We start from the raw sequence: 23,638 nt of genomic DNA, 5'->3' as shown, positions 1-23,638 counted from the left end.
AAAATGGAGACGCCGGCTGGAACCAGGCTTCACCCGACCGACGCCGCGCCCGCGGCTACGCCCCGGTGACCAGGGCGTCGAGCCATCTGATCGGGTCCCAGGCGCCGTCCTCGCTGTTGGACACGACCGCGATCGTCACACCGGGCTCGCCGCCCTGCCCGGGGTAGTGCTTCACGATCGCGCTCGACCCCGTGTTGATCCCGTCCTTGGACAGCGACCGGACGCTCCCGTCCGCGGTGACCTCGATCTCGAGGCCGAACGCGAAGTGCACCGCGGTCGCCTTGCCCGGCGGGGCGTCCGGGATCTCGTGGTGCAGCGCCTGCGGGCTCAGGAACGCGTCCGTGAGGTCCGGCGGCAGGAGCTCGCCCGCCCGGACGGCGTCGAGGAAGCGGACCAGGTCTGCCGCCGTCACGTGCGCACCGCCGTCGGGCGAGCCGATGGGCGGGTAGCTGTAGATGTTCTGCCGCCACCCCACGATGGGCGCGTCGCCGTCCGCGACGGGAGCCGCGCCGTCGCCCGCGTCGCCGTCGGGCGCGTCCGCGCGGACGGGCTCCCAGCCCTCCGCGACGTCCGGGACCGCCTCGCGCATGTCGAAGAAGCCCGACGACGCCATGCCCGCGCGCGCGAACACGTGCTCGCGGACGTAGTCGCGGTAGGTGAGGCCCGTGGCACGCTCCAGCGCCAGCCCGGCCAGGACGTATCCGACGTTGCAGTACCGGCAGCCCTCGCCCACAGGGAACGTCGGGGTCTTGTGGACGAACTGGGGCAGGAAGTCCGCGGTCTGCGTGACCGAGTAGTTCGGCTTGTCGACCCACAGGGCCTCGTAGGACTCGCCGGCCTCCTCGTCGGCGTCGTCCGCGATGCCCGAGGTGTGCGACAGCAGGTGGCGCAAGGTCGCCTCCCGGGGGATGCGGGTCCCCTCGAGGTCGACGTGGTCGTGGATCGAGGCGTCCAGGTCGAGGGTTCCGGCCGCGACCTGCTGGAGGACCGCGACCGAGGTGAAGAGCTTGGTCACCGACGCGACGTCGAAGCGCGTCGAGGTCTTGACCGGCACACCCCAACGCCGCGAGGCCAGGCCGTAGGCCCCCTCGAACAGCTTCTCGCCCTCGCGGGAGACGAGCACGACCCCCGAGAAGTCGTCCCCCGCGGCAGCCCGCCGGAGGTGGTCGTCGAACGCCGCGAAGGATCCTGTCGTGAGGCTCATGCCTTCGACGGTAGGCCTCACGGGACGTGTCGAGCCAGGGCATTGTGGGAGTGGCAGGATCGCAGGATGGACCTCGAGGACTTTCTGGAGCACGTGAACCGCGGCGAACTCATCGAGGGCGGGTCCGCACGGCACGAGTTCATGCACGGAGCGGCCCAGGAGGCGCTGCGGTGCGTCGCCGATCTCAACTCCGGGTACCGCACGCCGGACGAGGTGCGCGGTCTGCTGTCGCGGCTGACGGGAGTCGTCGTGGACGAGTCGGTCACGGTCTTCCCGCCGTTCTACTGCGAGTTCGGCAAGAACCTGACCCTGGGCAGGGACGTCTTCATCAACAGTGGCTGCCGCTTCCAGGACACCGGTGGCATCACGATCGGGGACGGGACCCTCATCGGGCACGGGAGCACCCTGACGACCCTGAACCACGCCGTCGACCCCGCCCGCCGAGCGGACATGATCCCCGCACCGATCAGGATCGGACGCAAGGTCTGGCTGGGGGCATCGGTCACGGTGGTCCCGGGCGTGACCATCGGCGACGGTGCGATCGTCGGTGCCGGAGCGGTCGTGACCAAGGACGTCCCGGCCGACACGATCGTCGCCGGGGTCCCTGCGAAGGTCCTGCGCCCCACCGGTTTCGACGCGTCGCTCGGCTGACGTCCGCGCGCCGCCCTACCCGAAGGAGAACCACCGTGCCCCGTCCTCGTCTCGGCGTGATCGTGCCGCGCGACCTGCCGATCACCGACCTGCTGCCGTTCGTGTCGCGCGCCGAGGAGATCGGCCTCGACGAGGTCTGGGTGGTCGAGGACTGCTTCTTCCGGGGTGGGATCGCGCAGGCGGCGACGATCCTTGCGCGCACGGAGTCGATCCGCGTCGGTATCGGGATCCTGCCGGCCGCGGTCCGCAGCCCCGCCATGACGGCCCTCGAGGCCGGGACGCTGGCCGAGCTCCACCCGGGCCGCCTGCTGCTGGGGATCGGGCACGGGATGCCCGCGTGGATGCGGCAGATCGGGGTGTGGCCGGCGAGCCCCCTGACGCTGCTGGAGGAGACCACGAGCGCCGTCCGCTCGCTGCTGCACGGGGAGCGGCTCAGCACCGACGGACGCTACGTACAACTCGATGACGTCGCGTTGTACAGCCCTCCGGCTGTCGCCCCTCCCGTCCTCAACGGGGTGCGTGGGCCCAGTTCGCTGGAGGTCTCGGGCCGCGTCGCCGACGGCACGATCCTCGACATGCCCGTGACCCCCGAGTACCTGGGCGTGGTCCGCGCGGCCGTCGAGCGCGGCCGCGCCGCAGCCGGACCGAGCGCCCCGCCCGAGCACACGCTCGTCGCGTTCGCCCTCGCCGTGGTGCACGACGACGTCGCGACGGCCCGCGAGATCGTCCGGCCCGCGCTGGCCACGTTCGGCGCCGCGGACTGGACCGCGCAGATCGACCCGCTGCCGTTCGCGACCGAGTTCCGGGCGCTGCGCGACTCGACGTCGACACCGCAGGAGTTCTCCCGGGCCCTGCCCGACGAGTGGGTCGACCAGCTCGCGATCGTCGGCCCGCCCGACGTGGTCCGCGCCCGGCTCGCCGCGCTCGAGTCGAACGGCGTCAGCAGCGTCGTCGTCGTGCCGACGAGCCCCGACCCCGGACGCCAGGACGACCCGTTCGCAGGACTCGACGCACTCGCCCGGGTCGTGTCGCCCGCCGAGAAGTGAGTTGATGCCCCTGATCCGCGCAGATCCGGGGCATCAACTCACTTCTCGGCGGAAGCGGTCAGTGGATGAGCTCTCGCCAGTTCTCGGGGACCCGTTGGGCAGGCCCGGGCGTCGCCTGGTCCTTCGGGTGCGCGATCGGCGGAGCGAGGTCCGGCCCCTCGAACGACTGCTCCGAGACGTAGTCCCAGTACCAGTCCTCGCCCGGCTCGTACGTGCGCATGAGCCGGTGGCCGGTCTCCTGGTAGTGCGCCGTGGCGTGCTGCGAGGGCGACGTGTCGCAGCAGCCCACGTGGCCGCACTGCGCGCACCGACGCAGGTGCACCCACCAGCCGCCGGAGGACTCGCACTCGGCGCAGCCGGGACCGCTCGGCGGCACCGTCAGGTCGAGGGACTCCTCGAGGCCCGGGGTGCCGCCGTCGTCGGCCGCCGTCAAACCTGTGCCCCGACGCTGCGGACGACCGGCTCCCAGTCCTTGGGCTCGAGCGGCTCGGCGGGCTCGGCCGCGGCCCAGCCGCGGGCCGCCTCGATCGTCGACGAGAGCAGCTCGTAGAGCGCGTCGTCGGCGTCACGTGAGCCCGCCTCCGAGATGCCCTGGACCGCGGCCGCGACGATGCTCGGAGCGGCGTCGCGCGCGAACCGTGCGGGACGCAGCCGCGACCCCTTGCAGAACGACTCGGCCCACGCCGCCGTGCGGGGCACCATGTTCAGGGCGTCCTGCGACTCCTGCGTCCGGGTGCCGGGCTCACGGCCCTCGAGCTGGTCGAGCATGCGCTCACCCGCGATGATCGCGACCGCGAGGACGTCCTGCCGGTCGCTCGGCGAGACGGGCAGCGCCGTCTGGGCCGCGCGCAGCGAGATCCACACGCTCCACCGCGGGTCGTCGGACCGCAGCCCGATCACGGACGGGATGAGGATCGCCAGGCGTGGCCTGGCCGCATCGCTCGTGAGGTCGTTGACCGCTCGCGCGAGCATCGCGACCAGCGGGTGCGTGCACTGGGGATGGTCGCTCCAGCGCTCGCCGGCCAGGTACGACGCGAGCTCCATGAAGCACGCGCCCTTCTTCGGGTTGCGGTGCTTGCCGCGTCCTAGCATGGGTAGCACGTCGTACGTCGATGTCACGAGGGCACCTCCATCAAGGGGTCCGGTCCATTCCAGTCTGCGACCGGCACCCGTTGTTGGCAACGGGTGGGGGCCTACCCGCCGGCCGGACCCGGCCGGGAGCGCCATGGCCATGACGTTGATCGCAGGGCGGTCCTCGGCCGCACACAGGGCCCGTCCGTCGCGTCGTCCCGGTGGACGTCACCCGGCGACCTCACCCCTAAGGCACCTCAGACCACCTCAGGCGAGATACGCCGTCGGGCCTGAGGTGGTAGCCGCCCAGAACCTACCCGCTCGACCGATGCACCACGCGCCCACTCAGCACGAGAGTGAGGATCACAGCGGGCACCACGTCCGCGGCCGACGAGCACGAACGGGGACGACCATGAACGAGATGTACGTGATGGGCTTCGAGACCGAGGTGGCCTACCGCCAGCAGCAGGTCCGCGCGGACTACGACCACCACGAGAACGTGCTGATGCACTGGCTCCGCAGCCACCGCCTGGGGCACAAGACGCACAGTACCCACGCGAGCACCACAGGTCAGACCGGATGACGGAGCCCTCCTCCGGTCGGGTGGGCCGAGGTCGACCATCGCCCTCGGCGCCACCGGGCTACCGGTTCCCGGCCGGACCGGAGGAGGGGTTCGTCACACCGGTCGGCGAGTATCAGGAAACGTCGTGGCAGACGTCACAGGCCGCTGCGAGGATGGGCAGTATGCCGCGCCCCTCCCAGGCCCACTTCGTCGCACGACAGCACCAGCTCGACGTGATCGCCGCAGCGGTGGGCCGCGCTGCCGCCGGGGACCCCGGTGCGATCCTCCTCGGCGCCGACGCCGGGGTCGGCAAGTCGCGCCTCCTGGTCCGAGCCGCAGAGCTCGCCCGGGGCACGGGGGCCACCGTCGTCGTGAGCCACTGCGTCGACCTCGGCGACGTCGGCCTGCCCTACCTGCCGTTCACCGAGGCGCTGTCCGAGCTCCGGTCGAGCCACGAGGTCGTCGACGAGACCATCGACGCGCGGCCCGCGCTGGGCCGCCTCCTCGACGCCGGCCCCTCGTCCCTCGACGGCAACGGCGAGGACCAGGCCGGACGTCTCCAGCTCTTCGAGAGCATCACGGCCGCGCTCACGGCCCCCGGGAAGCCCGGGGCCCCGCTCGTCCTCGTCATCGAGGACCTGCACTGGGCCGACCCGTCCACGCGCGACGTCCTGCGCTTCCTCCTCGCGCGGCTGCGGGCCGACCACCTGCTCGTCATCGCGAGCTACCGCACGGACGACCTCCACCGTCGCCACCCGCTGCGCCCCGTGCTCGCGGAGCTGCGCCGCCACCCGCGCGTCGACCACCTGGCCCTGGACCCGTTCACGCCGGGCGAGCTCAAGCAGTTCACGACCGCCGTCGCGGGCAGGTCGCTGCCCAAGAACGACTTCGAGCGCGTCATGAAGCGCTCGGAGGGCAACGCGTACTTCGCCGAGGAGCTGGTCGAGGCCGGCCCGCAGGCCGACGCCCTGCCCTGGTCGCTCGCGGACGTCCTGCACGCACGCCTCGAACAGCTCGAGCCCGACGTCCAGCAGCTCGCCCGCATCGCGTCGCTCGCGGGACGCGTGGTCGCCGAGCCCTTGCTGCGCGCCGTCGTCGGGCAGGACCTGGGCGTGTTCTCGCTCGGCGGCCTGCGCTCCCCCGGCGGGCCCCCGACCCGGGGCGCGCTCGACCAGGCGTTCGACGCGACGCTGCGCGAGGCCGTGGCCCACCACGTGCTGACCGTCGACGGCGGCAGGATCGCGTTCCGCCACGCCCTGCTCGCCGAGGCCATCTCGGCCGACCTCCTGCCCGGCGAGCAGGTCGCGCTGCACCGCGCGTACCTGGCCGCGCTCACCGAGGACCCGGCGCTCGGCTCGCCCGCGCAGCGGGCCCACCACGCACTGTCGGCGCACGAGACGACGACGGCGCTCGTCGCGTCCCGCGAGGCTGCGCGCCGTGCCGGGCGGGTCCTCGCGCCCGCCGAGGAGCTGCGGCACCTGGAGCAGGTCCTGCGTCTGTGGGACGTCGTGCCCGAGGCCGCGGACCTGCTCGGCGAGGACCGCGTCGACGTGGCCGTCGCGGCGGCGTCCGCGGCGAGCCGCGCGGGCGAGCCGGACCGCGCGGTCGCGATCGCGCGCAAGGTCGTCGAGATGACCGCGGAGAACCCGCTGCGGCAGGCGTCGCTGCGTCACGTGCTGTCCCTGCACCTGCTCGGGATCGAGCACGTCGAGGAGGTCATCGAGCACACGGCCGCGGCCCTCGCGGTGCTGCCCACCGAGCCCCCGTCGAAGGACCGGGCGTGGACCCTCGCGACCCGCGCCCGCGCCGCGATGAACCTCGACCGGGCAGACATGGACGTGGTCGCCCAGGAGACCGCCGAAGAGGCCATCGCGGTGGCCCGCGCGATCGACGCCCCCGACGTCGAGGCCGACGCCCTGACCACGCTCGCGGTGCTCGAGGTCGACGACGCGGACCGCGCCGCCCAGCTCCTCGCCAACGCGCGCGAGCGCGCCCAGGCCGCGGGCGACCTCCTCACGGAGATGCGCTGCTGGTACAACATCGCGGCCAACCGCTACTACTCGGGGGACCTCGAGCAGGCGCTCGTCGAGGCGCACACGGGGCTCGAGCACGCGGTCGCGGCGGGGCTCGGCTGGAACGGGTACGGGGTCGAGCTCCGCCTCTTCGGCGAGCTCGTCCGGTACGCGACGGGCGACCTCCGCCCGCCGCCCACGTCCCCCGACCCCATGCCCCCGAGCGCGGTCGCCGCGCTCTCGGCCGCCCAGCTCTACGCGGCCGTCGCGCGCGGCGACGAGGGCGTGATCGAGCGCGCCCGCGCGCTGCGTCCCGAGTGGCGGCGCGACGGGCAGATCGCGCTCATCGCGGGCGGGTGCATGATCGACGCGCTCGTCTGGACGGGCCAGCGCGAGGAGGCCCTGGCGCTCGCGCAGGAGCTCATCGTCTACCTGGGCCGCACGTGGAGCGACTACTTCCTGGGCCGGATCTGGATCTCGGCGCTCGCCCTGACGGCGCTGGCCGACGCGACCGAGGAGCGCCGCCTCGTGGGCGCCCCCGTGGACGACCTGGTCGCGCAGGGCGACGCCCTCCTCACGGCGGCGGAGACCACGGCCCAGCGGGGACGTCCTCGCGGTGGCCGGCTCGGCCCCGAGGGCATCGCGTGGCTCGTGCGGGCCCGCGCCGAGCACAGCCGCCTCACGGGGACGAACGACCCGCTCCTGTGGCAGGAGGCCACGGCAGCGTTCGACTACGGCTACCGCTACGAGATCGCGCGGTCCCGCTGGCGCTGGGCCCAGTCGCTGCTGGGCGTCGGGGACCGCGAGGGCGCCGCCGCCCAGGCGGGCGAGGCTCTCGAGGAGGCCGACGACATGGGCGCCGCGCCCCTCGCGAGCGCGCTGCGGGACCTCGCGCGCCGCGGGCGCCTGGACCTGCCGGGCCTGCGCCGCGGCGCCACGACCGTGCTGACGGACCGCGAGGAGGAGGTCCTGCTGCTCGTCGCGCAGGGCCTGACCAACCGGCAGATCGGCGAGCGCCTGTTCATCAGCGGCAAGACCGTGAGCGTCCACGTCTCGAACGTCCTGGCCAAGCTGGGCGCCTCGGGCCGCACGGAAGCCGTCTCGATCGCGCACCACCGGGGGCTGATCGAGGTCTGACGGCGGCGCGTGTGGTTCGCTGGTCGCCATGAGCGCCCCGGCCCCTGGCACCCTCGTCCTGCTGCGTCACGGGCAGAGCGTCTACAACGCGGAGAACCGGTTCACGGGCCTGCTCGACGTCGACCTCTCCGACCACGGCGTCCGCGAGGCCGAGCGGGCGGGCTCGGAACTCGCCGCGGCCTGCGCGCAGGACCCGACGCTCGTCCCGCGCCGCGTGCTGACCTCGCCGCTCGTGCGTGCCTCGGCGACCGCGGCGATCGTCGCGGCGCGACTCCCGGGGCCGCCTCCCCTGGTCCCCGAGTGGCGTCTGGTCGAGCGGCACTACGGCGCGTTCACCGACGACCTGCGCGAGTCCGTCCGGGCCGAGTTCGGCGAGACCGCGTACTGGGAGTACCGGCGCTCGTTCGACCACCGGCCGCCGCCCGTCGAGGAGGGCAGCGAGGCCGCGGCGGCCGTCGCGGACACCTTCTCCCGCCTGCCCGACGCCGCCCGGGTCGGCATGCGTCGCGACACCGAGTCGCTCGCGGACGTCGTCGACCGCCTCGCGCCGCTGTGGGCGACGGTGCGCCGGGCCCTCGACCGCGGCGAGAACCTCCTCGTCGTGGCGCACGGCAACTCGCTGCGCGCGTTCGTGATGCTCGTCGACCGGCTCACGGCCCCCGAGGTCCAGGTCCTCAACGTCCCCACGGGCCTCCCGCTCGTCTACCGCTTCGAGCGCCAGGTGCCCGACGACGCCGCACACCCGGGCGGGGAGCCCCACCCGGGTGCGCAGCCGGGTGCTCAGGCGGCCGGAGGCCACCTCGTGCCCGTGCACCGCGGCGGGCTCTACCTCGACGCGGACCGTGCGGCGGCCGAGCTGGCCGACCTGGAGCGGCGCGGCGGGACGTGAGTCACGAGCCCACGCGCAGGCCTCCGTCGTCCGAGGGGCTCCTCTCCACCTTGCAGTAGGTCAGGTCAGCGGTGCTGGTGATGATGCGGTCCTCCTGCTCGGTCGTGAGGCCCTCCCGGAAGGACCCCTCGGTGGTGTCGTCAGCCGCGCGGCACCGGAACAGGACCTGGTTGCCGCCCGCGTCCAGGACGGCGACGTCCTCGTACGGCCCGGTCGCAAGGAGCGCCGCCCACCGGGGATCCTGCTCCTGGCTCTGGATCGCGACCCGGCTCTGCGCGTCGTAGGACACCGCGCACCCGTCGACCAGCTCCGTGCAAGCCCCCGTCGTCCGGGGGCCGTCCCCGAACGAGGCCGTCATCCGGGGTTCGAACGCGGTCTCCCCCGTCAGCGCGAGAGCAAAGGGGGCCTGCGCCCGCTCGGGGATCGTCAGCGTGGGGACGAGCAGCAACGTGCCGGTCTTCCCGTCGGCCTGTGTGATGGGCTCCCAGGACGAGACGAACGCGCTCGGCTCGTCGTCGAACAGCTCGTTCGTCGCGGCGCCGAAGACGAACTCGCCCCCCTCGGTTTCGACGACTGCGGCGGAAGAAAGGACCGGCACGAGGACCGTCGTCGGTTCGGCGCCTGCTCGGAGCCGTCGGAGCTCGGCCTCGTCCCCGGCGACCACCTGGAAGCGCTGTGTCTCTCGCGGTGCGTAGCCGAGATCTGCCATCTGCTGGATGTAGGCAGGATCCTTGGGGTCCTGCGACGGCTCGGCCCCCTCTGCCACCGCGGCATCGAGGATCTGCCCGGTCCGCGGGTCGTTCGAGACGGTCGCGTCCTCGAACGGACCACCGGCCGAGAACTCGACCGTCGAGATGATGAGGAACCGGTCGCCGTGCGCACCGGTCTCGATGCCCGTGTCGAGCACGACGGTCTCGTCCGGCAGCTCGTAGGCCGCCGCCTCCGCCACGGCCGTGATCCCGGGAGCGATCTCTCGATGCACGATCTCGGTGCTCAAGGTCTCGTAGGCCGCCGCGGGGTCGAGCTCGTGAGCCACCTGGCTGGGGAGGCCGCTCGCGACCCCGACGCCCAGGACGGCGAACGCCGTGAGCACCGCGGTCCCGGTGACGGCCCGCCGGGCTGTGGCCTTGCGTCGGCTCGTGACGAGCACGACGGGCAGGTCGAGCGTCGAGGGCGGGACGGAGTCGGCCGCAGCGTGCAGACGGTCGAAGAGGTCGTCGTGCGGTCCGGTCATGAGGAGCTGCCCTTCCGGGAGGAGTCGTCGAGGATCGCGCGGAGCCGGGCGAGCGCCCGGGACGCGGTCGACTTCACGGTGCCGACCGGGATGCCGAGCTCTGTGGAGACCTCGGTCTCCGAGAGGTCGAGCATGTGCCGCATCACCACGACACGGCGTTGCTTGAGGGGGAGCTGCAGGAGGGCGCGGACCACCAGGTCGCGGTCGTCCACGGTGGCGGGCGCCGCACCCACCGAGGAGCCGGCGCGCGGCGCGTCGGTCGTGCCCTCGGAGTGGTCGCGGAGGTCGTCCGGGCCGGACAGCACCTCGCGGCGGGTACGCCGCCACGTGTCGACCCGCAGGTTCGCGAGGATCCTGCGCGCGTAGACGAGCGGGTCACCGTCGCGGGCCCTGGACCATGCCCGGTACGTGCGTTCGAACGTCTGCTGCGTGAGCTCCTCGGCGCGGTGCTGGTCGCCGCACAGGAGGTAGGCCATGCGGTGCAGCGGGCCGACGGCCTGCTCCATGAACGCCGTGAACTCGGCGTTCCGGCTCGCACGCAGGATCACGCCGCCGCCCTCGCCGTCCTCGGCAGGGAACCCCTCGTCGAACTGCTGGTCGAAGAGGTCCGGTGCGGCGTCGTCGGGCACTCGTCGCGGACCGCCCTGCAGGTCGCCGCCGCCCACGAGCGGCATGACCGCCGTCACGGCAGCGCCCCGGGCACCGAGGGCCGGAGGTCTCCGGTCGAGGGGCCCGTCCGCCGGGACTCGAGCAGCTCGACGTCCCGTGTCAGGCCGTCGCGGACGTGCCTGCCCAGGAGCGATCTCTGCTCGGGCGTGAACCTGCTCCGGTCGCCTGCCACGGGTCCTGCCGTCCCGTGCTCCAGCCGGTCCAGGGCCACGATGCGGTCGAGCAGTCCGAGGATCTCGGCCCGTTCGGCCCGGCCGGACAGGTGCACGGCCACGACCCGGTCCGCGAGCGCCCGCTGCGCATCGAGGACGCCGAAGCGCGAGCCGTCCAGCAGCACCGTGCCCAGCGGTCTGCGCACGACCAGCCACCCCCTGTCGTCGTCGGTCGTCACGACCCGGGCGCCGCGTACCGTCACGCGGTGCGACACGAGCGACCACCGGACGATGATCGCGCACACGGGCAGCGCGAGAGCGAGGAGGACCACGCTGAGGACGGGTTGTGGTGAGGGCCAGGTCAGGCCGACCGCGAGGAGCGAGCCCCCGACGCTCGCGACGACGACGACCGACCCCGCCGGCCCGCTGCCCAGCCTGTCCCGGAGCCGCCCCCTGACGGCTCGAGACCTCGCTGTCACGGGTCCGGACGACGCGTTGGTGCCCCCTGCCCCCCGTGCGCCGGAACCTCTCGGCGGGGGTCGGTACGTTGTCCTCACGACCAGTACACGCAGCCGAGGGCACGAAGGTTCCACCCGGCCGGGTCCCAGTTCTTCTCCCGGGTGCTCACAGGCTCCGCCGAGGTTCCTCGCACGCGCCGCACACATAACCTACGCATCCGTAGGTTACGGTGTAGTAGTGAACACCTTGGCAAAGCAGCCCTGGCTGAGTCGGTACTCCCCAGGGGTTCCCGCGACCGTCGACGTCCCCGACGAGCCCGTGACCGCGGCGCTCGCCCGAGCGGCTGCCCGCTGGCCCGACCGGGTCGCGGTCGACTTCTTCGGTGCGACCGTCACGTACGCGCACCTGGCCGAGAAGGTGGACCGCGCCGCGAGCGCCCTGTCCACGCTCGGCGTGGGGCGTGGCGACCGGATCGCGCTCGTCATGCCCAACAGCTCCTCGCACCTCGTCGCGTTCTACGCCGCGCTGCGCCTGGGTGCGACGGTCGTCGAGCACAACCCCACCTACTCGTCCGACGAGCTGGCCCACCAGCTCGCCGACTCGGGTGCGACCGTCGCGCTCGTCTGGCAGAAGGCCGTCCCGACGGTCCTCGCCGCGAAGCCGGGCACCGGGCTGCGCACGGTCGTGTCGGTCGACATCGCCCGTGACCTGCCCCTCGTCAAGCGCATCGCGCTGCACCTGCCCGTCACGGCGGCGCGCACGCAGAAGGCCGCGCTGCGAGGCCCGGCGACGGCAGGCGTCCCCGACTGGCACCGGCTCGTCGCGAGCGCAGGTCCGCTCGACCCGTCGACCCCCCAGCCCGAGGCCGACGACGTCGCCCTCCTCCAGTACACGGGCGGCACGACGGGCACGCCCAAGGGCGCGGTCCTGACGCACCGCAACCTCGTCGCGAACACCGTGCAGGGCCAGGCGTGGGCGTCGTTCCGCGAGGGCGAGGAGACCGTCTACGGCGTCCTGCCGTTCTTCCACGCGTTCGGCCTCATGTTCTGCCTGACCCTGCCCGCGCGCATCGGCGCGACGCTCGTCGCGTTCCCCAAGTTCGACGCCGAGTCGTTCCTGGCCGCGCAGAAGCGTCGCCCCGCGACCTTCCTCCCGGGCGTCGCGCCCATGTTCGACCGCATCGCCGCCGCGGCCGCCAAGGCCCGCGCGGCGGGCAAGCCTGTCGACCTGCACTCGATCCGGCTCGCGTTCGCGGGGGCCATGCCCATCAGCCCGACGACGGCGCGCACCTGGGAGGAGGCGACCGGCGGCCTGCTCATCGAGGGCTACGGCATGACCGAGACGTCCCCCGTCGCGCTCGGCAACCCGGTCTCGGCCGACCGCCGCCCCGGCACGCTCGGCCTGCCGTTCCCGAGCACCGACATCCGGGTCGTCGACCAGGACGACCCGACCAAGGACGTCGAACCGGACGAGACCGGCACGGTCCGCGGCGAGCTGCTCATCCACGGGCCGCAGGTCTTCCAGGGCTACTGGAACCGCCCCGAGGAGACGGCTCACCAGCTCCTCGACGGCGGCTGGCTGCGCACGGGCGACGTCGTGACCGTGGACGCGGACGGCGTCGTCACGCTCGTCGACCGCATCAAGGAGATGATCATCACCGGCGGGTTCAAGATCTACCCGTCGCAGGTCGAGGACCACCTGCGCCTCATGCCCGGGATCCGGGACGTCGCCGTCGTGGGACTGCCCGGCGAGGGCTCGGACGAGCGGGTGGCCGCGGCCGTCGTGCTCGACGAGGACCAGAGCACCGCGAGCGGGCTCCCGATCGACCTCGCGGCCGTGCGCGAGTGGGGCGAGCAGAAGCTCGCCCGCTACGCCCTGCCCAAGCACCTGTTCGTCGTGCCCGACCTGCCCCGCTCGCAGATCGGCAAGGTGCTGCGCCGCGTCGTCCGCGAGAACGTGCTGGGCAAGCCGACCGACGGCGACGGGCCGGGGCACCCGACGGGCGGCGCGGCCCCGACCGCCTGACGGTCCTCTCCGTCCGTCAGGGAGCCAGCAGGTCCCGGACGTGCGCCGCGATGTCGTCACGTACGAGCCGCATGCGCTCCATGCCCTCGATCCCCCGGAGCGAGGGCTCGTCGGTGTCCCAGACCACGACGGGCGTCCCGTCGTCGGTGGTCACCTGCGCCTCCCGGCCGAGGACGACCACGACGTCCGCGGCCGCGACCAGCTCGGGGGTCAGGGGCTTGGGGTGCTCGCCCGACAGGTCGACGCCGACCTCCTCGAGCGAGGCGACCGAGAGCGCGTTGAGGCTCGACCCCGGGGAGGTCCCGGCCGAGTCGACCCGGACGTCGGGCGCGATCTTCCGGGCCAGCCCGGCGGCCATCTGCGACTTGCCGCCGTTCTTGACGCAGACGAACAGGACGGATCGGGGGGTGCTCACAGGGGTCCTCCTGGTCGTCGGCCGACCGGCCGTGGCCAGGCCCCCCGTGGGCCGTGCCGGTCATGAGACCCAGGCTACCGGCGTCTCGTGGCGCACCCCCGAGGGTGCGCCACGAGAGCCCCGAGGTCACCAGGCCGGGTCGTCCATCGAGAGACCCTGCGACGTGAGGTAGGCCTGCGACGCCGCGAGCGCCGCCTGCTCGACCGAGCGGCGCTGCTCGAGCTGGTCCCCGGCACGCGCGATGTACTCGGACTGCCCCGCCGCGTCGACGTCCGCGAGGCGCTGGACGACGTCGAGCTCGTCCTTGCACGCGACGTCGATCCTGCCGATCCGCACCTGCTCGTCGAGCGAGGCGCCCACCGCGGCAGGGGGCACCATGCCCTGGCCCTCTGCCGGCGGCTCGACGCCCGCGTCCGTCAGGCACTGCCGCCACTCCGCGAGCACGGCGCGTCCCTCGCCCGTGGTGTCGTACTGCGTCCACCCCGTGGGAGCGGACTCCTCGAACTGGCTCGGGTCCCAGTCCAGTCCCTGGGCCCGGATCTCGCCCAAGCACTCGGCCCGACGCGCCTCCGCGGGGCCGGACGACCGGAAGACGTTGGGGTCGACCTCCTCCTGGACCCCGTACCCCGTCTGCTCGAGCGTCTCGAGCCGCCACGCGCCGTACCTCTCCGCGTTCCCGTTCCCGGGCGGCACGCGCACCGGACCGACCAGCTCGAGGGTGTCCCCGAACCCGGCCTCGGTCAGGCAGCTCGCGAGATACACCTCGCGCGCGGACGTGATCGTCGCGTGCTCGTGCCGCCCCAGGAGGACGGAGTCGAGAGGCAGCGTGATCGTCCCGCTCGCCTCGTCGACCACGGCCCCCTGCGCCTCGACCGTCCCCGGGCCGGCAGGACTGACCGGTGCGGTCGGGCTCGGGCCGCTCGCGGCCGGCGCGAGCGTCGTCACCGGCGCGTCACCGGCCCCGCCGGCGCCCAGGTACAGGCCCGCGCACAGCACGCCGACACCCATCGTGGTGCCGCTCGCCCGCAGCACCCGACGCCGTCGCCCGCGTCTGAGCACCTCTGCCCGGTCGATCGGCACGGGCGGGACGTTCCCCGCCATGGTCCGCAGCCTGCTGACGAGCAGCTCGTCGTCGTTCATCGTGTCGTCTCCTTCGAGGTGGTCGGGGCGTCCGTCGTCGTGAGCAGGACGCGAAGCTGAGCGAGGCCGCGCGAAGCGGTGGACTTCACGGTTCCCAGGCTGATGCCGAGGTCGTCCGCGACCTGCCGCTCGGGCAGGTCGAGCAGGTAGCGCAGGACGATCACCCGACGACGACGCACGCTCAGCTGGAGGAGCGCCTGCACGAGCTCCTCGCGTTCGGCGTGCGCATGCTCGCTGGAGGACACCTGCAGCGGGGGCAGGTCCTCGGGTGGGAGGAGCTGCTCACGGCGGTGCTTGCGCCACGAGTCGATCCGCGCGTTCGCGATGACCCGTCTCGCGTAGGCGAGCGGGTCGGTCGCCTTGGCCCGAGGCCACGCCACGTACGTGCGCACGAGCGCCGTCTGCACGAGCTCCTCCGCCCTGTGCCCGTCGCCGCACAGCAACCATGCCGTCCGCACGAGCAGCGGCTCTGCCTCTGCCATGAAGGCCGAGAACTCCGCGTCGCGGGTCCGGCGTTCGCTGTGTTCCACAGGGAGCCGGTGGTCCTCGGCGTTGTCGCCCGTCACGAGCGCCCCCTCACTTGTCCATGTCGTCACACCGGAAACACGTGCGACCGGGCACGGAGGTTGCCCGGTCGACCTGGTGGCGGCGGTCGCGGGCAGCGGCCTGCCGCGCTTTCCGCACGGTACAGGCGCCCGGAAGATGCTCACGCACCTCTCCGTCTGACCGCTCGCGCGGCTCGCGTCGCGCGCAGAGGCCACGTCGGCGGACGGGTCAGCGCTCGCCGTCGGGCACGTCGCCGTGGGCCACCAGGACAGGCCACCGCGCGTGGTGCAGGACCGACTGGCTGACCGAGCCCAGGACGGGGCCGAGCACTCTCCCATGCCCCCTCGAACCGACCGCGACGAGCGAGGCCGTGTCGCCCGCGACCTGGGCGATCGCGTCCGAGGGAGTCCCCTCGACGACGAACGTCCGCACCTCGACGCCCTCGTGCGCCTCGTGCGCCGTCTGCGCGGCCGCCTCGACGACGCGCCGCGCCCGATCTGTGGACTCGGTCCGCAACGCGTCCGACCGCGCGACGAGGGGGCTGGTCAGCAGGTCCGCCGCGACGGTGTACGCGCAGACGAGATCGAGCGGCACCCCGCGGACCGACGCCTCCAGCGCAGCCGCCCGCACCGCCGCCGTCGAGTGCGTGGATCCGTCCACGCCGATCACGACCGGACCGTCGCTCCGAGGCGACACCCCGGGCGGGACCACGACCACGGGAGCCGCTGCGTCCGCAGCGAGCCGAGCGCTCACCGAACCGAGGAAGAGCGAGCCGAGCGCCCCGTGGCCGCGTGAACCCACGACGAGGAGCGTGGCGCCGTTCTCGGCCTCCTCCCGGAGGACCGATGCCGCTGCTCCCTCGAGAACCCACGCCTCGACGGGGACCCCGGGAGCCGTCTCGTGCACCAGGTCGCGGGCAGTGTCGAGGGGAACGTCGGGGCCCGGCTCGGGAACGATCGGCGGGAGGCAGAAGCCTCCCTCGAAGACCGGGTCGGACGCGGGACGGCGGCGGGCGTGGATCACGCGCAGAGGCGCTCCTCGCAGGCGGGCCTCCTGCGCGGCCCACGTCAGCGCCTGACGGCTCGTGCTCGAACCGTCGATGCCGACGACGACCGGTGCGATGGTCATGACGTCTCTCCTGTTCCGGCAGGTACCTGCCAGGTCGTGCGGGGGTACGGGTGCGGTTGCGGTTGCGGGCGGAGGGAGCGACCCGGCGGCGTCAGGTCGCTCCGCTCCGCCTCGGCCTCTGGCTATCGGCCTCGCCGACGCCGAGCGATGCCCACGAGCCCTGCCCCGGCGCCGAAGGCGCCCGCGGCGAGGGCCGCCGCGACCGTGCTCGCACCGGTCGTCGCCAGGGAGCCGGTGGGGACTTGCGCCGTCGTGGCGTGCTCCACGGCACGGAGAGAGGTCGGCGTGGCCTGTTCGGACGGCCGCTCGACCAGTGTCACGGTCGGGAAGGACGGGGTCTCCAGGACCGTCGGCGCGAGCGGGACCGCCGGGACGGCGGGCTCGGGAATCTGCTCCGGCTCGGGCTCCGGCTCCGGCTTTGGCTCGGGCTCCGGCTCGGGAGTCGGCTCGGGGGTCGGCTCCGGCTCGGGGTCCGGCTCCGGGGCGCTGGGCACGCAGAACTCCCAGTCCTTCTCGTCGACCCCTCCTCGACCCGAGTTGTCCTCACCGAAGTGATAGTCGTAACCGTTGGACTCGGTCCACCTGATGCACATCCCTGGCTCCAGCCCGAAGTACGACCAGGGGATGAAGGTCGCACCGATGAGCTCGCGGTGACTGTCGATGCTCACGTTCTGCGCGCCGGGCACGTTGATGTTGACGTAGCCGCTCGCGGGAATCTGGTCGTCGAAGTGCAGTCCGTCGGCCTCCCACCAGAACGGCCGGTAGATGCCGTCGTCCTGGTACCCCGGGGTCACGACGATCCGGTCGCCGTTCGCCTCGCAGTCGGCACAGTCCTGGGCGACGCTCTCCGGGGCCGCCTCGGTCTCTGTTGCTTCCTCGGTCGGGACGGTCGCCTCGCCGGCAGCGGGATCGACGGTATCGACGAGGTCCGTGGGGACCGGCGAGTCTTCGGCGGGCGCCTCGTCGGTATCGCCGTCGGCGACCTCTGCCACGTCCGGGACCTCCTGTTCGGCGCCGGACTCGGTCTCGGTCGTCGTGGCCTGCGCCGAGTCCTGCGCCGCGTCCGGGATCGCGTCGATCACCGACGCGGTGGGGATGTCGACGGCGGCCGCGGTGGGGGACGTCGCGCCCTCCGCCGACGCCTGCGAAGCCACGGGCACCGTGGTGAGCAGCAGCGCCAGGGCTGCCGCCGGCATGGTCGGGTTGTTCATGGTCCACTCCTCTTCTTCTGAGTTCGTCAGGGGTCATGGGGTAGTGCCGGGGCACCGGGCACGTGGAGGGGGCTCAGGCCGCTGCGGGAGCCCCCCGAGCGTGCTGCACGTGGTGCCATCCCACGTCTCGGACAGCGACCGCCAGAAGGCAGGCACGCAGGTAGGCGACCTGCAGGAACATGTCGTACGTGAGCTCCGGCAGCACGAGCGCGGCGAGCAACCGCGCCCTGGGTCCGTTGTCCAACACCGTCACCAGTCGCTCGGCGACGAGCACTGCACCCACCGCGATCCACGCAGGCACGATCCGGAAGGAACCCGTCGCGACGCTGAGCGCGGTGAGGAGCACGAGGGACATGAGCATGAACGCGCTGAGCGCGAGCATGACCTGCTGCCCGACGTAGCGCGCCGTGACCCGGGTCAACCCGTAGCTGCGGAGGTTGTCGAGCATCCCCTTGTACCAGCGCACCCTCTGACGGTGGAGGTCCCGGGCAGTCGGCATGAGCTCGGTCGTGCAGGACATGCTCAGCGGCGACGCGAGCCCGTACCCGAGCGTGCGCAGCGCGAGCGTCAGCTCGGAGTCCTCGGTGATGGCCCCCGGGTCGTACACCGCACCCGGCGGTCCCGGGAGCCGCCCGCCGCGGTGGCGTGCGACGTCCGCGAGCGCCTCGGTCCGGATCAGCGCAGCGGTGCCCGTCAGGACCGCGGTCCGTCCGGTCACGTCGATCTGCACCGCGTATCTCGCGTACTCGTTGGACTGCATCTGCTCGAGCACCGAACGGGGCGGGGTGCCGCGGAAGACGCCACCCACGGCTCCGAGCGCGGGATCCTCGTCGAGAAGGGCCAGGCCCTCCTCGACGAAGGTCGGGGCGATCGACGTGTCGGCGTCGAGGACCAGGACGTTCTCCGCGTCCACGACCGCCAGGGCCTGGTTGAGCGCACCGGCCTTGCGGCCAGTGTTGCCCACGGTCTCCACGACGTCGGCGCCCAGCGCGCGTGAGACCTCGACCGTGCGGTCGGTGCTGTTGTCGGACACGACCAGCACCCGGTCGACCGGACGCGTCTGGGCCCGCAGCGACGCCAGCGTGCCGGGCAGCGCCTCGGCCTCGTCGTGCGCGGGGACCACGGCGACGACCCGAGGCGCAGCCGCGGCCGTCATCGCTGGACGGCGTGCCGCCTGCGCAGCACGCGCGCCGTCGTGACGAGCGCGAGACCCACCACGAGCAGCGTCCACGCAGCCACCACGGAGAATCCCGTCGCCACGGCACCTGTCGTGGCCAGTGCTGCTCCTGCCTGAGTCGTACCCAGCTGGTACACGGTTCCACCTTTCCCTCGTCGGTGGAACCACCGTGCCGCGACGCGGGCGGCACTCAGCCGGGGCATGGCAGGACATAAGCACCCTGGCAGGGGGCACGTGAGCACCACGGTCCGGCGCCCGGTGCCCGGGGGGCGGGCCCTCTGGGTACCTGCCGGGGTGGCCTGGGTCGACGACCCGGCTAGAGCCACCGTCCGATCTCGTCGCGCGAGCCGACACCGAGCTTGCGGAAGATCCGGTAGACGTGGTTGTCGACCGTCCTCTCGCTGAGCACGAGACGCGCGGCCACCTCCCGGTTGCTCAGCCCGTCGGCGACGAGCCTGGCCACCTCGGCCTCCCGAGGGGTGAGCCCCGACGTGTCGGACGTCGCGACGAGCAGGCCCAGCTCGTCCCCGACCTGCTCCGCGGCGGTGCGCAGCCGCGCGGACTCGGCCGTCGCCCGTGCGCTCTGGCCGTCCTCGCGCAGGAGCCTGACGGCCGCCGTGTGGGCGCGCGTGGCGTAGACGACGAGCCGTCGGTCCTTCAGGTCGTCCACACACCGGAGCAGCGCCTCGGGATCGCGCTCCGCCGCGGCGAGGAGGTAGCGGCCGAGGGCCGGGAGCACGGTGCCCTGCGCGCCGAGCGCGAGGGCGGCGAGCCGGGGTGCACGGTCCTGGTCCGGCCAGAGGTCGACGAGCAGCGCGCCGTCGAAGACAGCCGCCAGGACATGCCCCCGGTCCATGAGCGAGGAGACGTCGTCCCATGCCTCCCGGGTGGCCTCGCGGGGGCCCTCCCCGGACGAGAGGGCCAGGACCGCGCGGGGTACGGCGGGGCGTGCGAGCGGGGTGAACGCTCCCACCAGACGCATCGACTCGAGCTGCGAGACCAGCGACCTGGCGCTGCGGACGTTGCCCTCCAGGAAGGACAGGGCCGCCGCGAGCGTCAGCAGTCCCGCGCGGGTGGTCGGCCGCAGGGGGGCGGGCGCACTGATCGCGAAGATGCTCGTCAGGTGGTCTCGCAGGCTCGTGAACCGACCCTGCAGGAACAGGCCCAGGGCTACCACGTAGCCGTGCGGCTCGATCATGTCCCGTTCGAGCGTGCCGCGGGCCTCGTCGAGGAGCCGCATGGACCGGTCGGTCGCGGCGACGATCTGCCCGGAGAGCATCTGCGCCTGGGGCACGAGCGACGCCGCGTCCTGTCTCGGCGACGTCTCGGGAAGGGTCACCTCGGCGAGCTCGTGCCAGGCGTCGACGACGCGACCCTGCGCGAGGAGCGACTCGCCGCGCACGAGCCGCACGACGTCGTCGGACTGGATCAGGATCCCGCCCTGGGCGCGGACGAGGCCGTCGTCCTCCGCTCGCGAGGGCATGTCGTCCGCACGAGGTGCCGTGGGAGCGTCCTGTCCACGCTCGGACCAGGCCGCCGCCTGCTCGGCGTGCCCGCCGACCTCCACGACGAGGCGGACGTGCTGCGCGATGGCGTCGAAGAGCGGGGCCTCGCCGGCCACGTCGTGGGCTGCGAGGTCCGACAGCCCGGTCAGGGCCCCCCGCGCGTCGTGGAGCACGAGCGCTCGGTAGCCCGCTTCCCAGGCCCGCACGAACGCCACGTACCCGGGTGGTTCGACCGCCTCGTGCCTGCGCGTCTCGGCGAGCACCTCGCTGATCCGTTCCGCCGGGGCCCCGTCGACGAGCAGGGCGTCCAGGTAGAGCACCGTGTTGCGGCTGGTCGGCTCGCGCCGCCACGCCTCCCGGTGGACCAGGAGCTGGGTCGCGGCCCGCTCCCGCAGGATGCGGCCGAGGATCGCCGCGGACTCAGGGGACGACGACCAGCCCATGGGCGAGCCCAGCAGAGGCCGTCGAAGGGCCGTCGCCTCGTCGTCGTCCACCGCGAGCGTGGCGCTGATCGCCTCGAGCGCATGGAGCCCCCTCGCCCCGTGCCCGGTGTGCCGAAGGTGCTCGGCGAGCAGCGGTGGGAAGACGACGACGAGCGAGCGGTCCTCCTCCTCGACGAGCCGCACGAGCCCGTGGTCGTCGAGGGTGACGACCACGGGCCACGGGACGAGTCGGCGCACGGTCGCGACCTCGGCCGGGCCGAGCGTCGACAAGATGCCCAGCCCGTCGCGAGCCTCCTCGCCGAGATCCCCGAGCAGGCGCCCGACGGCCACCGTGAGAGCCGGCGTCCAGAGGTCGCGCCGAGCGATCCACCGTCCCTCGAACTCCGTCAGGTGCCCCGCACGACGGGCCTCGAGCACGATCGACCGGGCGATTCCCGGCAGCCCGCCCGACAGGGAGTAGACCCGACCGGCCACGTCGGAGTCCACCTGGCCCCCGAGGACCTCGGACGCCATCCGGTGCACCTCCTCGAACGGCAGCACCGGCATCCACAGCACGGTCGCGTCGCGTCCCAGGAGCACCCGCTCGACCGATCGCTCCCCCGGGAACGGCGGCCGCACGGTCGCCACGACGCTCGCACCGACGCGCCGGACGACGGCAGCGACCACCGCTGCCGACGCGTCGTCCAGGGCGTCCACGTCGTCGAGCACGAAGAGCGTCCGGCCGGTCCCTGCGGCCCGGGCCACGTCCTCCACCGCGGTCGCCAACGCGCCCAGCGAGCCGGTGGGCCCCGTGACGAGACCCGCGAGGACGAGCCCCTCGAGCGGACGGTCCCCCATCCCACCGGCGCCGGGAACCCGGACCACGTGCCACCCGTCGTCGTCCGCAGCATCGCGGACCTGGTCGAGGAGCGTCGACCGGCCGGAGCCCGGCAGCCCGACCACCGACACCGACGTCCCGGCAGCGATCGCCCGGGCGACGAGGTCGAGCAGGGGCACGCGGGGCGTGGGGAGGCTCATCGACCCACCCTGGGGACCAGGCGCGGCCTGCTGTGTCGCCCGCGCCCGTCGGTCCTCAGCGCCCGATCCCGTCGAGGAAGCGGACGACCCGCTCGGTGAGCAGGCGAGCCGCGTGCTCGTCGTACGAGGGCAGGCTCGCGTCCGCGAACAGGTGCGCGTCCCCCGGGTAGAGGAACAGCTCGGCCTCGCCGGGCGCAGCCTCGACCAGGGCTCGGGCGGCGTCGAGGTCTCCCTCGTCGACGAAGATCGGGTCGGCGTCCATGCCGTGGATCTGCACGGGGACCCCGAGCGGCCAGCCGTCGCCGAACTCCGACGTCGGGATGCACGAGGAGAAGAGCAGGGCTCCCTGTGCGCCCTCGCGGGTCTGGGCGAGCATCTGTGCGGGCACCACCCCGAGCGAGAACCCGGCGAGGACCAGCTCCTCGGGCAGCCCGTCCGCGACCGTCGCGCCGCGGGCCAGGATCGTGTCGAACCCGATCTGCTCGACGTATCCCATGCCGCTCTCGATGTCGGGGAACGTCCTGCCCTCGTAGAGGTCCGGCAGGTGCACGACGTGCCCGGCCTCGCGCAGCGTCTCGGCGAACGCGCGGACCCCGGGCGTCAGCCCGAGCGAGTGGTGGAAGAGCAGTACCTCGGCCATGGGGGCTCCTTCGCGTCACGGGCGCCGGGGAGCGACGCCGCCCTCCCGATCATCGCGCAGACCGCCCACGCGCGCCGGGCGCGGGGGCGCGGGAGGACCGGGAGGTGCGGGAGTGCTGGGTGCCGCACCGGGCGGCGCTGCCTCAGCGACCGACCGGCACCGGCCCCAGCCGTCGCAGCAGCGCCAGGCGGCTCGCCGTGCGCCCGACGTCGAGCGCGACGCCCTCCTCGCCGTGGCGGCGCAGCGTCTCGTCGGGGTCCTGGTGGGCCAGGACGTGCAGCGGCACGTCGCGGTCGCACAGCACGTCGACGAGGTTCGCGAACCGCTGCCCCGTGTCGGGGGCCTGCGCGCCCAGGGCCGGTACGCCGTCGAGCACCACGGACCCGTACCGGTCGGCGAGGTGCAGGACGTCCGAGACCGCGGTGCGTCCCGCGCACCAGTGCTCGAAAGCGAGCCACACGATCGCGTCCCGAAGGGCGAGGACAGGGTGCTCGCGCGACCCGACGCGCACGGTCGTCGCCTCGGCGGGCTCGGGGCGTGCGAGGCCGGCGGCCGCGAGCCGGGCGTCCGTCGCGGGCCACACGAACGCACCGCCACGGAATCCGCGCAGGTCCTCGCTCGGCGAGCGCCGGTGGTCGCGGTCGCCGCCGATCTCGACGACGTCGAGGCGCGCGGTCAGCAGGTCGATCGTCGGGACGAACAGGTGGTGGTAGGCAGGGCTCGGCATGAGGCCCGACGGCGGGTAGTTCGACGTCAGGACCACGCGCACCCCGCGCTCGTCGAGGACGCGGACGGCGCGGGCGACGAGCATGGCGTCGCCCGCGTCGTGCACGTGGAACTCGTCGAAGCACACGAGCCGGGCCTCGCCGAGGATCGCGTCGAGCGCGGCGTCGATCGACCCGCGGTGGAAACGCTCGCCGTGCAGGCGGCGCAGGAAGTCGTGGAAGTGGACACGGACGCAGGCGCTGCCGCCGGACCCCGCGACGGTCGCGAGGAACACGTCCATGAGCCAGGTCTTGCCGCGCCCCACGGGCCCCCACAGGTAGAGGCCGCTCAGCGCGTCGGGTGCCGGGGCGTCGAGCCGTCCCGCCAGGGCGTCGAGGGCCAGGACCGCGGGTTCCTGGCCGGGGTCGAGCGAGAAGCCGCGCCGGGCGGCGTCCTGCCCGACGGCGTCGCGCACCACGGTCGGCGGGTCCGCCGGGGTGTCGATCAGGTCCCTCGGTCGCGCCTCGTCCACGCGTCCGAGGGTACGCGACGGGCTCGCGACCGTCCGTGGGGGGGGGGGGGGGGGGGGGGGGGGGGGGG

At 73.5% G+C, this 23,638-nt stretch carries 21 protein-coding genes; 6 read left to right on the top strand and 15 right to left on the bottom strand.

Annotated elements, in window-relative coordinates:
- Window positions 1-55: 55 nt before the first annotated feature.
- On the bottom strand, window positions 56-1,204 hold the full coding sequence (locus H9640_RS07485; protein WP_191790100.1) for a serine hydrolase domain-containing protein: 1,149 nt from the start codon (window positions 1,202-1,204) through the stop codon (window positions 56-58).
- A gap of 66 nt (window positions 1,205-1,270) precedes the next feature.
- Here H9640_RS07485 and H9640_RS07480 point away from each other — a divergent pair, with 66 nt between their 5' ends.
- Window positions 1,271-1,855: a sugar O-acetyltransferase gene (locus H9640_RS07480; RefSeq protein WP_191790099.1), complete on the top strand. Its 585-nt coding sequence runs from the start codon at window positions 1,271-1,273 to the stop codon at window positions 1,853-1,855.
- A 35-nt stretch (window positions 1,856-1,890) separates the two neighbouring features.
- On the top strand, window positions 1,891-2,901 hold the full coding sequence (locus H9640_RS07475; protein ID WP_318243696.1) for an LLM class flavin-dependent oxidoreductase: 1,011 nt from the start codon (window positions 1,891-1,893) through the stop codon (window positions 2,899-2,901).
- Window positions 2,902-2,959: 58 nt separating this feature from the next.
- Here H9640_RS07475 and H9640_RS07470 read toward each other — a convergent pair whose 3' ends face one another.
- Entirely contained in the window at window positions 2,960-3,334 is a 375-nt protein-coding gene (locus tag H9640_RS07470; protein WP_191790098.1) for a UBP-type zinc finger domain-containing protein, read from the bottom strand.
- Window positions 3,331-3,993, bottom strand: a complete 663-nt coding sequence (locus H9640_RS07465; RefSeq protein WP_191790097.1) for a hypothetical protein — start codon at window positions 3,991-3,993, stop codon at window positions 3,331-3,333. Before H9640_RS07465 ends, H9640_RS07470 begins: the two co-directional genes overlap by 4 nt.
- 391 nt (window positions 3,994-4,384) lie before the next feature.
- On the opposite strand from H9640_RS07465, the gene H9640_RS07460 reads away from it, so the two are divergent.
- The 3 genes from H9640_RS07460 (at window position 4,385) to H9640_RS07450 (ending at window position 8,572) form a co-directional block, all read left to right on the top strand.
- On the top strand, window positions 4,385-4,555 hold the full coding sequence (locus tag H9640_RS07460) for a hypothetical protein (protein ID WP_191790096.1): 171 nt from the start codon (window positions 4,385-4,387) through the stop codon (window positions 4,553-4,555).
- A gap of 161 nt (window positions 4,556-4,716) precedes the next feature.
- A complete protein-coding gene (locus tag H9640_RS07455) occupies window positions 4,717-7,683 on the top strand; it encodes a helix-turn-helix transcriptional regulator (RefSeq protein ID WP_191790095.1) in 2,967 nt (988 codons plus the stop codon).
- Between the two features lie 28 nt (window positions 7,684-7,711).
- A complete protein-coding gene (locus H9640_RS07450) occupies window positions 7,712-8,572 on the top strand; it encodes a 2,3-bisphosphoglycerate-dependent phosphoglycerate mutase (protein WP_191790094.1) in 861 nt (286 codons plus the stop codon).
- 1 nt (window position 8,573) lies between these two features.
- On the opposite strand, the gene H9640_RS07445 is transcribed toward H9640_RS07450, so the two are convergent.
- The 3 genes from H9640_RS07445 to H9640_RS07435 are packed head-to-tail and all read right to left on the bottom strand — an operon-like array spanning window position 8,574 to window position 11,106.
- Window positions 8,574-9,806 (bottom strand): hypothetical protein, encoded by a 1,233-nt coding sequence (locus H9640_RS07445; protein ID WP_191790093.1) that lies wholly within the window; start codon window positions 9,804-9,806, stop codon window positions 8,574-8,576.
- Window positions 9,803-10,492, bottom strand: coding sequence for a SigE family RNA polymerase sigma factor (locus H9640_RS07440; RefSeq protein ID WP_318243695.1), 690 nt, complete (start codon window positions 10,490-10,492; stop codon window positions 9,803-9,805). The genes H9640_RS07445 and H9640_RS07440 overlap by 4 nt, the downstream gene beginning before the upstream one ends.
- Window positions 10,489-11,106 (bottom strand): hypothetical protein, encoded by a 618-nt coding sequence (locus tag H9640_RS07435; protein ID WP_191790092.1) that lies wholly within the window; start codon window positions 11,104-11,106, stop codon window positions 10,489-10,491. Before H9640_RS07435 ends, H9640_RS07440 begins: the two co-directional genes overlap by 4 nt.
- A gap of 217 nt (window positions 11,107-11,323) precedes the next feature.
- Here H9640_RS07435 and H9640_RS07430 point away from each other — a divergent pair, with 217 nt between their 5' ends.
- Window positions 11,324-13,111, top strand: coding sequence for an AMP-binding protein (locus H9640_RS07430; protein WP_191790091.1), 1,788 nt, complete (start codon window positions 11,324-11,326; stop codon window positions 13,109-13,111).
- Window positions 13,112-13,127: 16 nt separating this feature from the next.
- Here H9640_RS07430 and H9640_RS07425 read toward each other — a convergent pair whose 3' ends face one another.
- From H9640_RS07425 to zapE, 9 genes are all read right to left on the bottom strand, one after another.
- Window positions 13,128-13,526 (bottom strand): arsenate-mycothiol transferase ArsC, encoded by a 399-nt coding sequence (locus H9640_RS07425; protein ID WP_191790090.1) that lies wholly within the window; start codon window positions 13,524-13,526, stop codon window positions 13,128-13,130.
- Between the two features lie 126 nt (window positions 13,527-13,652).
- Window positions 13,653-14,666, bottom strand: coding sequence for a hypothetical protein (locus H9640_RS07420; RefSeq protein WP_191790089.1), 1,014 nt, complete (start codon window positions 14,664-14,666; stop codon window positions 13,653-13,655).
- Window positions 14,663-15,232, bottom strand: a complete 570-nt coding sequence (locus H9640_RS07415; protein ID WP_307824271.1) for a SigE family RNA polymerase sigma factor — start codon at window positions 15,230-15,232, stop codon at window positions 14,663-14,665. Before H9640_RS07415 ends, H9640_RS07420 begins: the two co-directional genes overlap by 4 nt.
- A gap of 208 nt (window positions 15,233-15,440) precedes the next feature.
- The gene (locus tag H9640_RS07410; RefSeq protein ID WP_191790088.1) at window positions 15,441-16,340 is read right to left on the bottom strand and encodes a universal stress protein; all 900 of its coding nucleotides are present in this window, start codon (window positions 16,338-16,340) and stop codon (window positions 15,441-15,443) included.
- 122 nt (window positions 16,341-16,462) lie between these two features.
- Window positions 16,463-17,551: a hypothetical protein gene (locus H9640_RS07405; RefSeq protein ID WP_191790087.1), complete on the bottom strand. Its 1,089-nt coding sequence runs from the start codon at window positions 17,549-17,551 to the stop codon at window positions 16,463-16,465.
- Between the two features lie 73 nt (window positions 17,552-17,624).
- Entirely contained in the window at window positions 17,625-18,707 is a 1,083-nt protein-coding gene (locus tag H9640_RS07400) for a glycosyltransferase family 2 protein (protein ID WP_191790086.1), read from the bottom strand.
- Window positions 18,708-19,044: 337 nt separating this feature from the next.
- Window positions 19,045-21,693 carry a helix-turn-helix transcriptional regulator gene (locus H9640_RS19425; protein WP_191790085.1) on the bottom strand — a complete coding sequence of 883 codons (2,649 nt, stop codon included), beginning with the start codon at window positions 21,691-21,693 and terminating at the stop codon, window positions 19,045-19,047.
- Window positions 21,694-21,748: 55 nt separating this feature from the next.
- Window positions 21,749-22,333 carry a dienelactone hydrolase family protein gene (locus tag H9640_RS07390; RefSeq protein ID WP_191790084.1) on the bottom strand — a complete coding sequence of 195 codons (585 nt, stop codon included), beginning with the start codon at window positions 22,331-22,333 and terminating at the stop codon, window positions 21,749-21,751.
- Window positions 22,334-22,475: 142 nt separating this feature from the next.
- Window positions 22,476-23,570 carry a cell division protein ZapE gene (zapE, locus tag H9640_RS07385; protein WP_318243694.1) on the bottom strand — a complete coding sequence of 365 codons (1,095 nt, stop codon included), beginning with the start codon at window positions 23,568-23,570 and terminating at the stop codon, window positions 22,476-22,478.
- Window positions 23,571-23,638 lie beyond the last annotated feature (68 nt).

The sequence above is a fragment of the Oerskovia gallyi genome (assembly GCF_014836745.1).
GTDB lineage: Bacteria > Actinomycetota > Actinomycetes > Actinomycetales > Cellulomonadaceae > Oerskovia > Oerskovia paurometabola.
The sequence above is the reverse complement of the archived record's forward strand: the minus strand, read 5'-3'. Positions and strand labels throughout refer to the sequence as shown.

Bases quoted from the DNA above. Each gene is read 5' to 3' on its own strand.
- H9640_RS07405 (WP_191790087.1), bottom strand. From the start codon at position 17,551: ATGAACAACCCGACCATGCCGGCGGCAGCCCTGGCGCTGCTGCTCACC.
- H9640_RS07445 (WP_191790093.1), bottom strand. From the start codon at position 9,806: ATGACCGGACCGCACGACGACCTCTTCGACCGTCTGCACGCTGCGGCC.
- H9640_RS07460 (WP_191790096.1), top strand. From the start codon at position 4,385: ATGAACGAGATGTACGTGATGGGCTTCGAGACCGAGGTGGCCTACCGC.
- H9640_RS07400 (WP_191790086.1), bottom strand. From the start codon at position 18,707: ATGACGGCCGCGGCTGCGCCTCGGGTCGTCGCCGTGGTCCCCGCGCAC.
- H9640_RS07450 (WP_191790094.1), top strand. From the start codon at position 7,712: ATGAGCGCCCCGGCCCCTGGCACCCTCGTCCTGCTGCGTCACGGGCAG.
- H9640_RS19425 (WP_191790085.1), bottom strand. From the start codon at position 21,693: ATGAGCCTCCCCACGCCCCGCGTGCCCCTGCTCGACCTCGTCGCCCGG.
- H9640_RS07410 (WP_191790088.1), bottom strand. From the start codon at position 16,340: ATGACCATCGCACCGGTCGTCGTCGGCATCGACGGTTCGAGCACGAGC.
- H9640_RS07480 (WP_191790099.1), top strand. From the start codon at position 1,271: ATGGACCTCGAGGACTTTCTGGAGCACGTGAACCGCGGCGAACTCATC.
- H9640_RS07465 (WP_191790097.1), bottom strand. From the start codon at position 3,993: ATGCTAGGACGCGGCAAGCACCGCAACCCGAAGAAGGGCGCGTGCTTC.
- H9640_RS07420 (WP_191790089.1), bottom strand. From the start codon at position 14,666: ATGAACGACGACGAGCTGCTCGTCAGCAGGCTGCGGACCATGGCGGGG.
- H9640_RS07485 (WP_191790100.1), bottom strand. From the start codon at position 1,204: ATGAGCCTCACGACAGGATCCTTCGCGGCGTTCGACGACCACCTCCGG.
- H9640_RS07455 (WP_191790095.1), top strand. From the start codon at position 4,717: ATGCCGCGCCCCTCCCAGGCCCACTTCGTCGCACGACAGCACCAGCTC.
- H9640_RS07390 (WP_191790084.1), bottom strand. From the start codon at position 22,333: ATGGCCGAGGTACTGCTCTTCCACCACTCGCTCGGGCTGACGCCCGGG.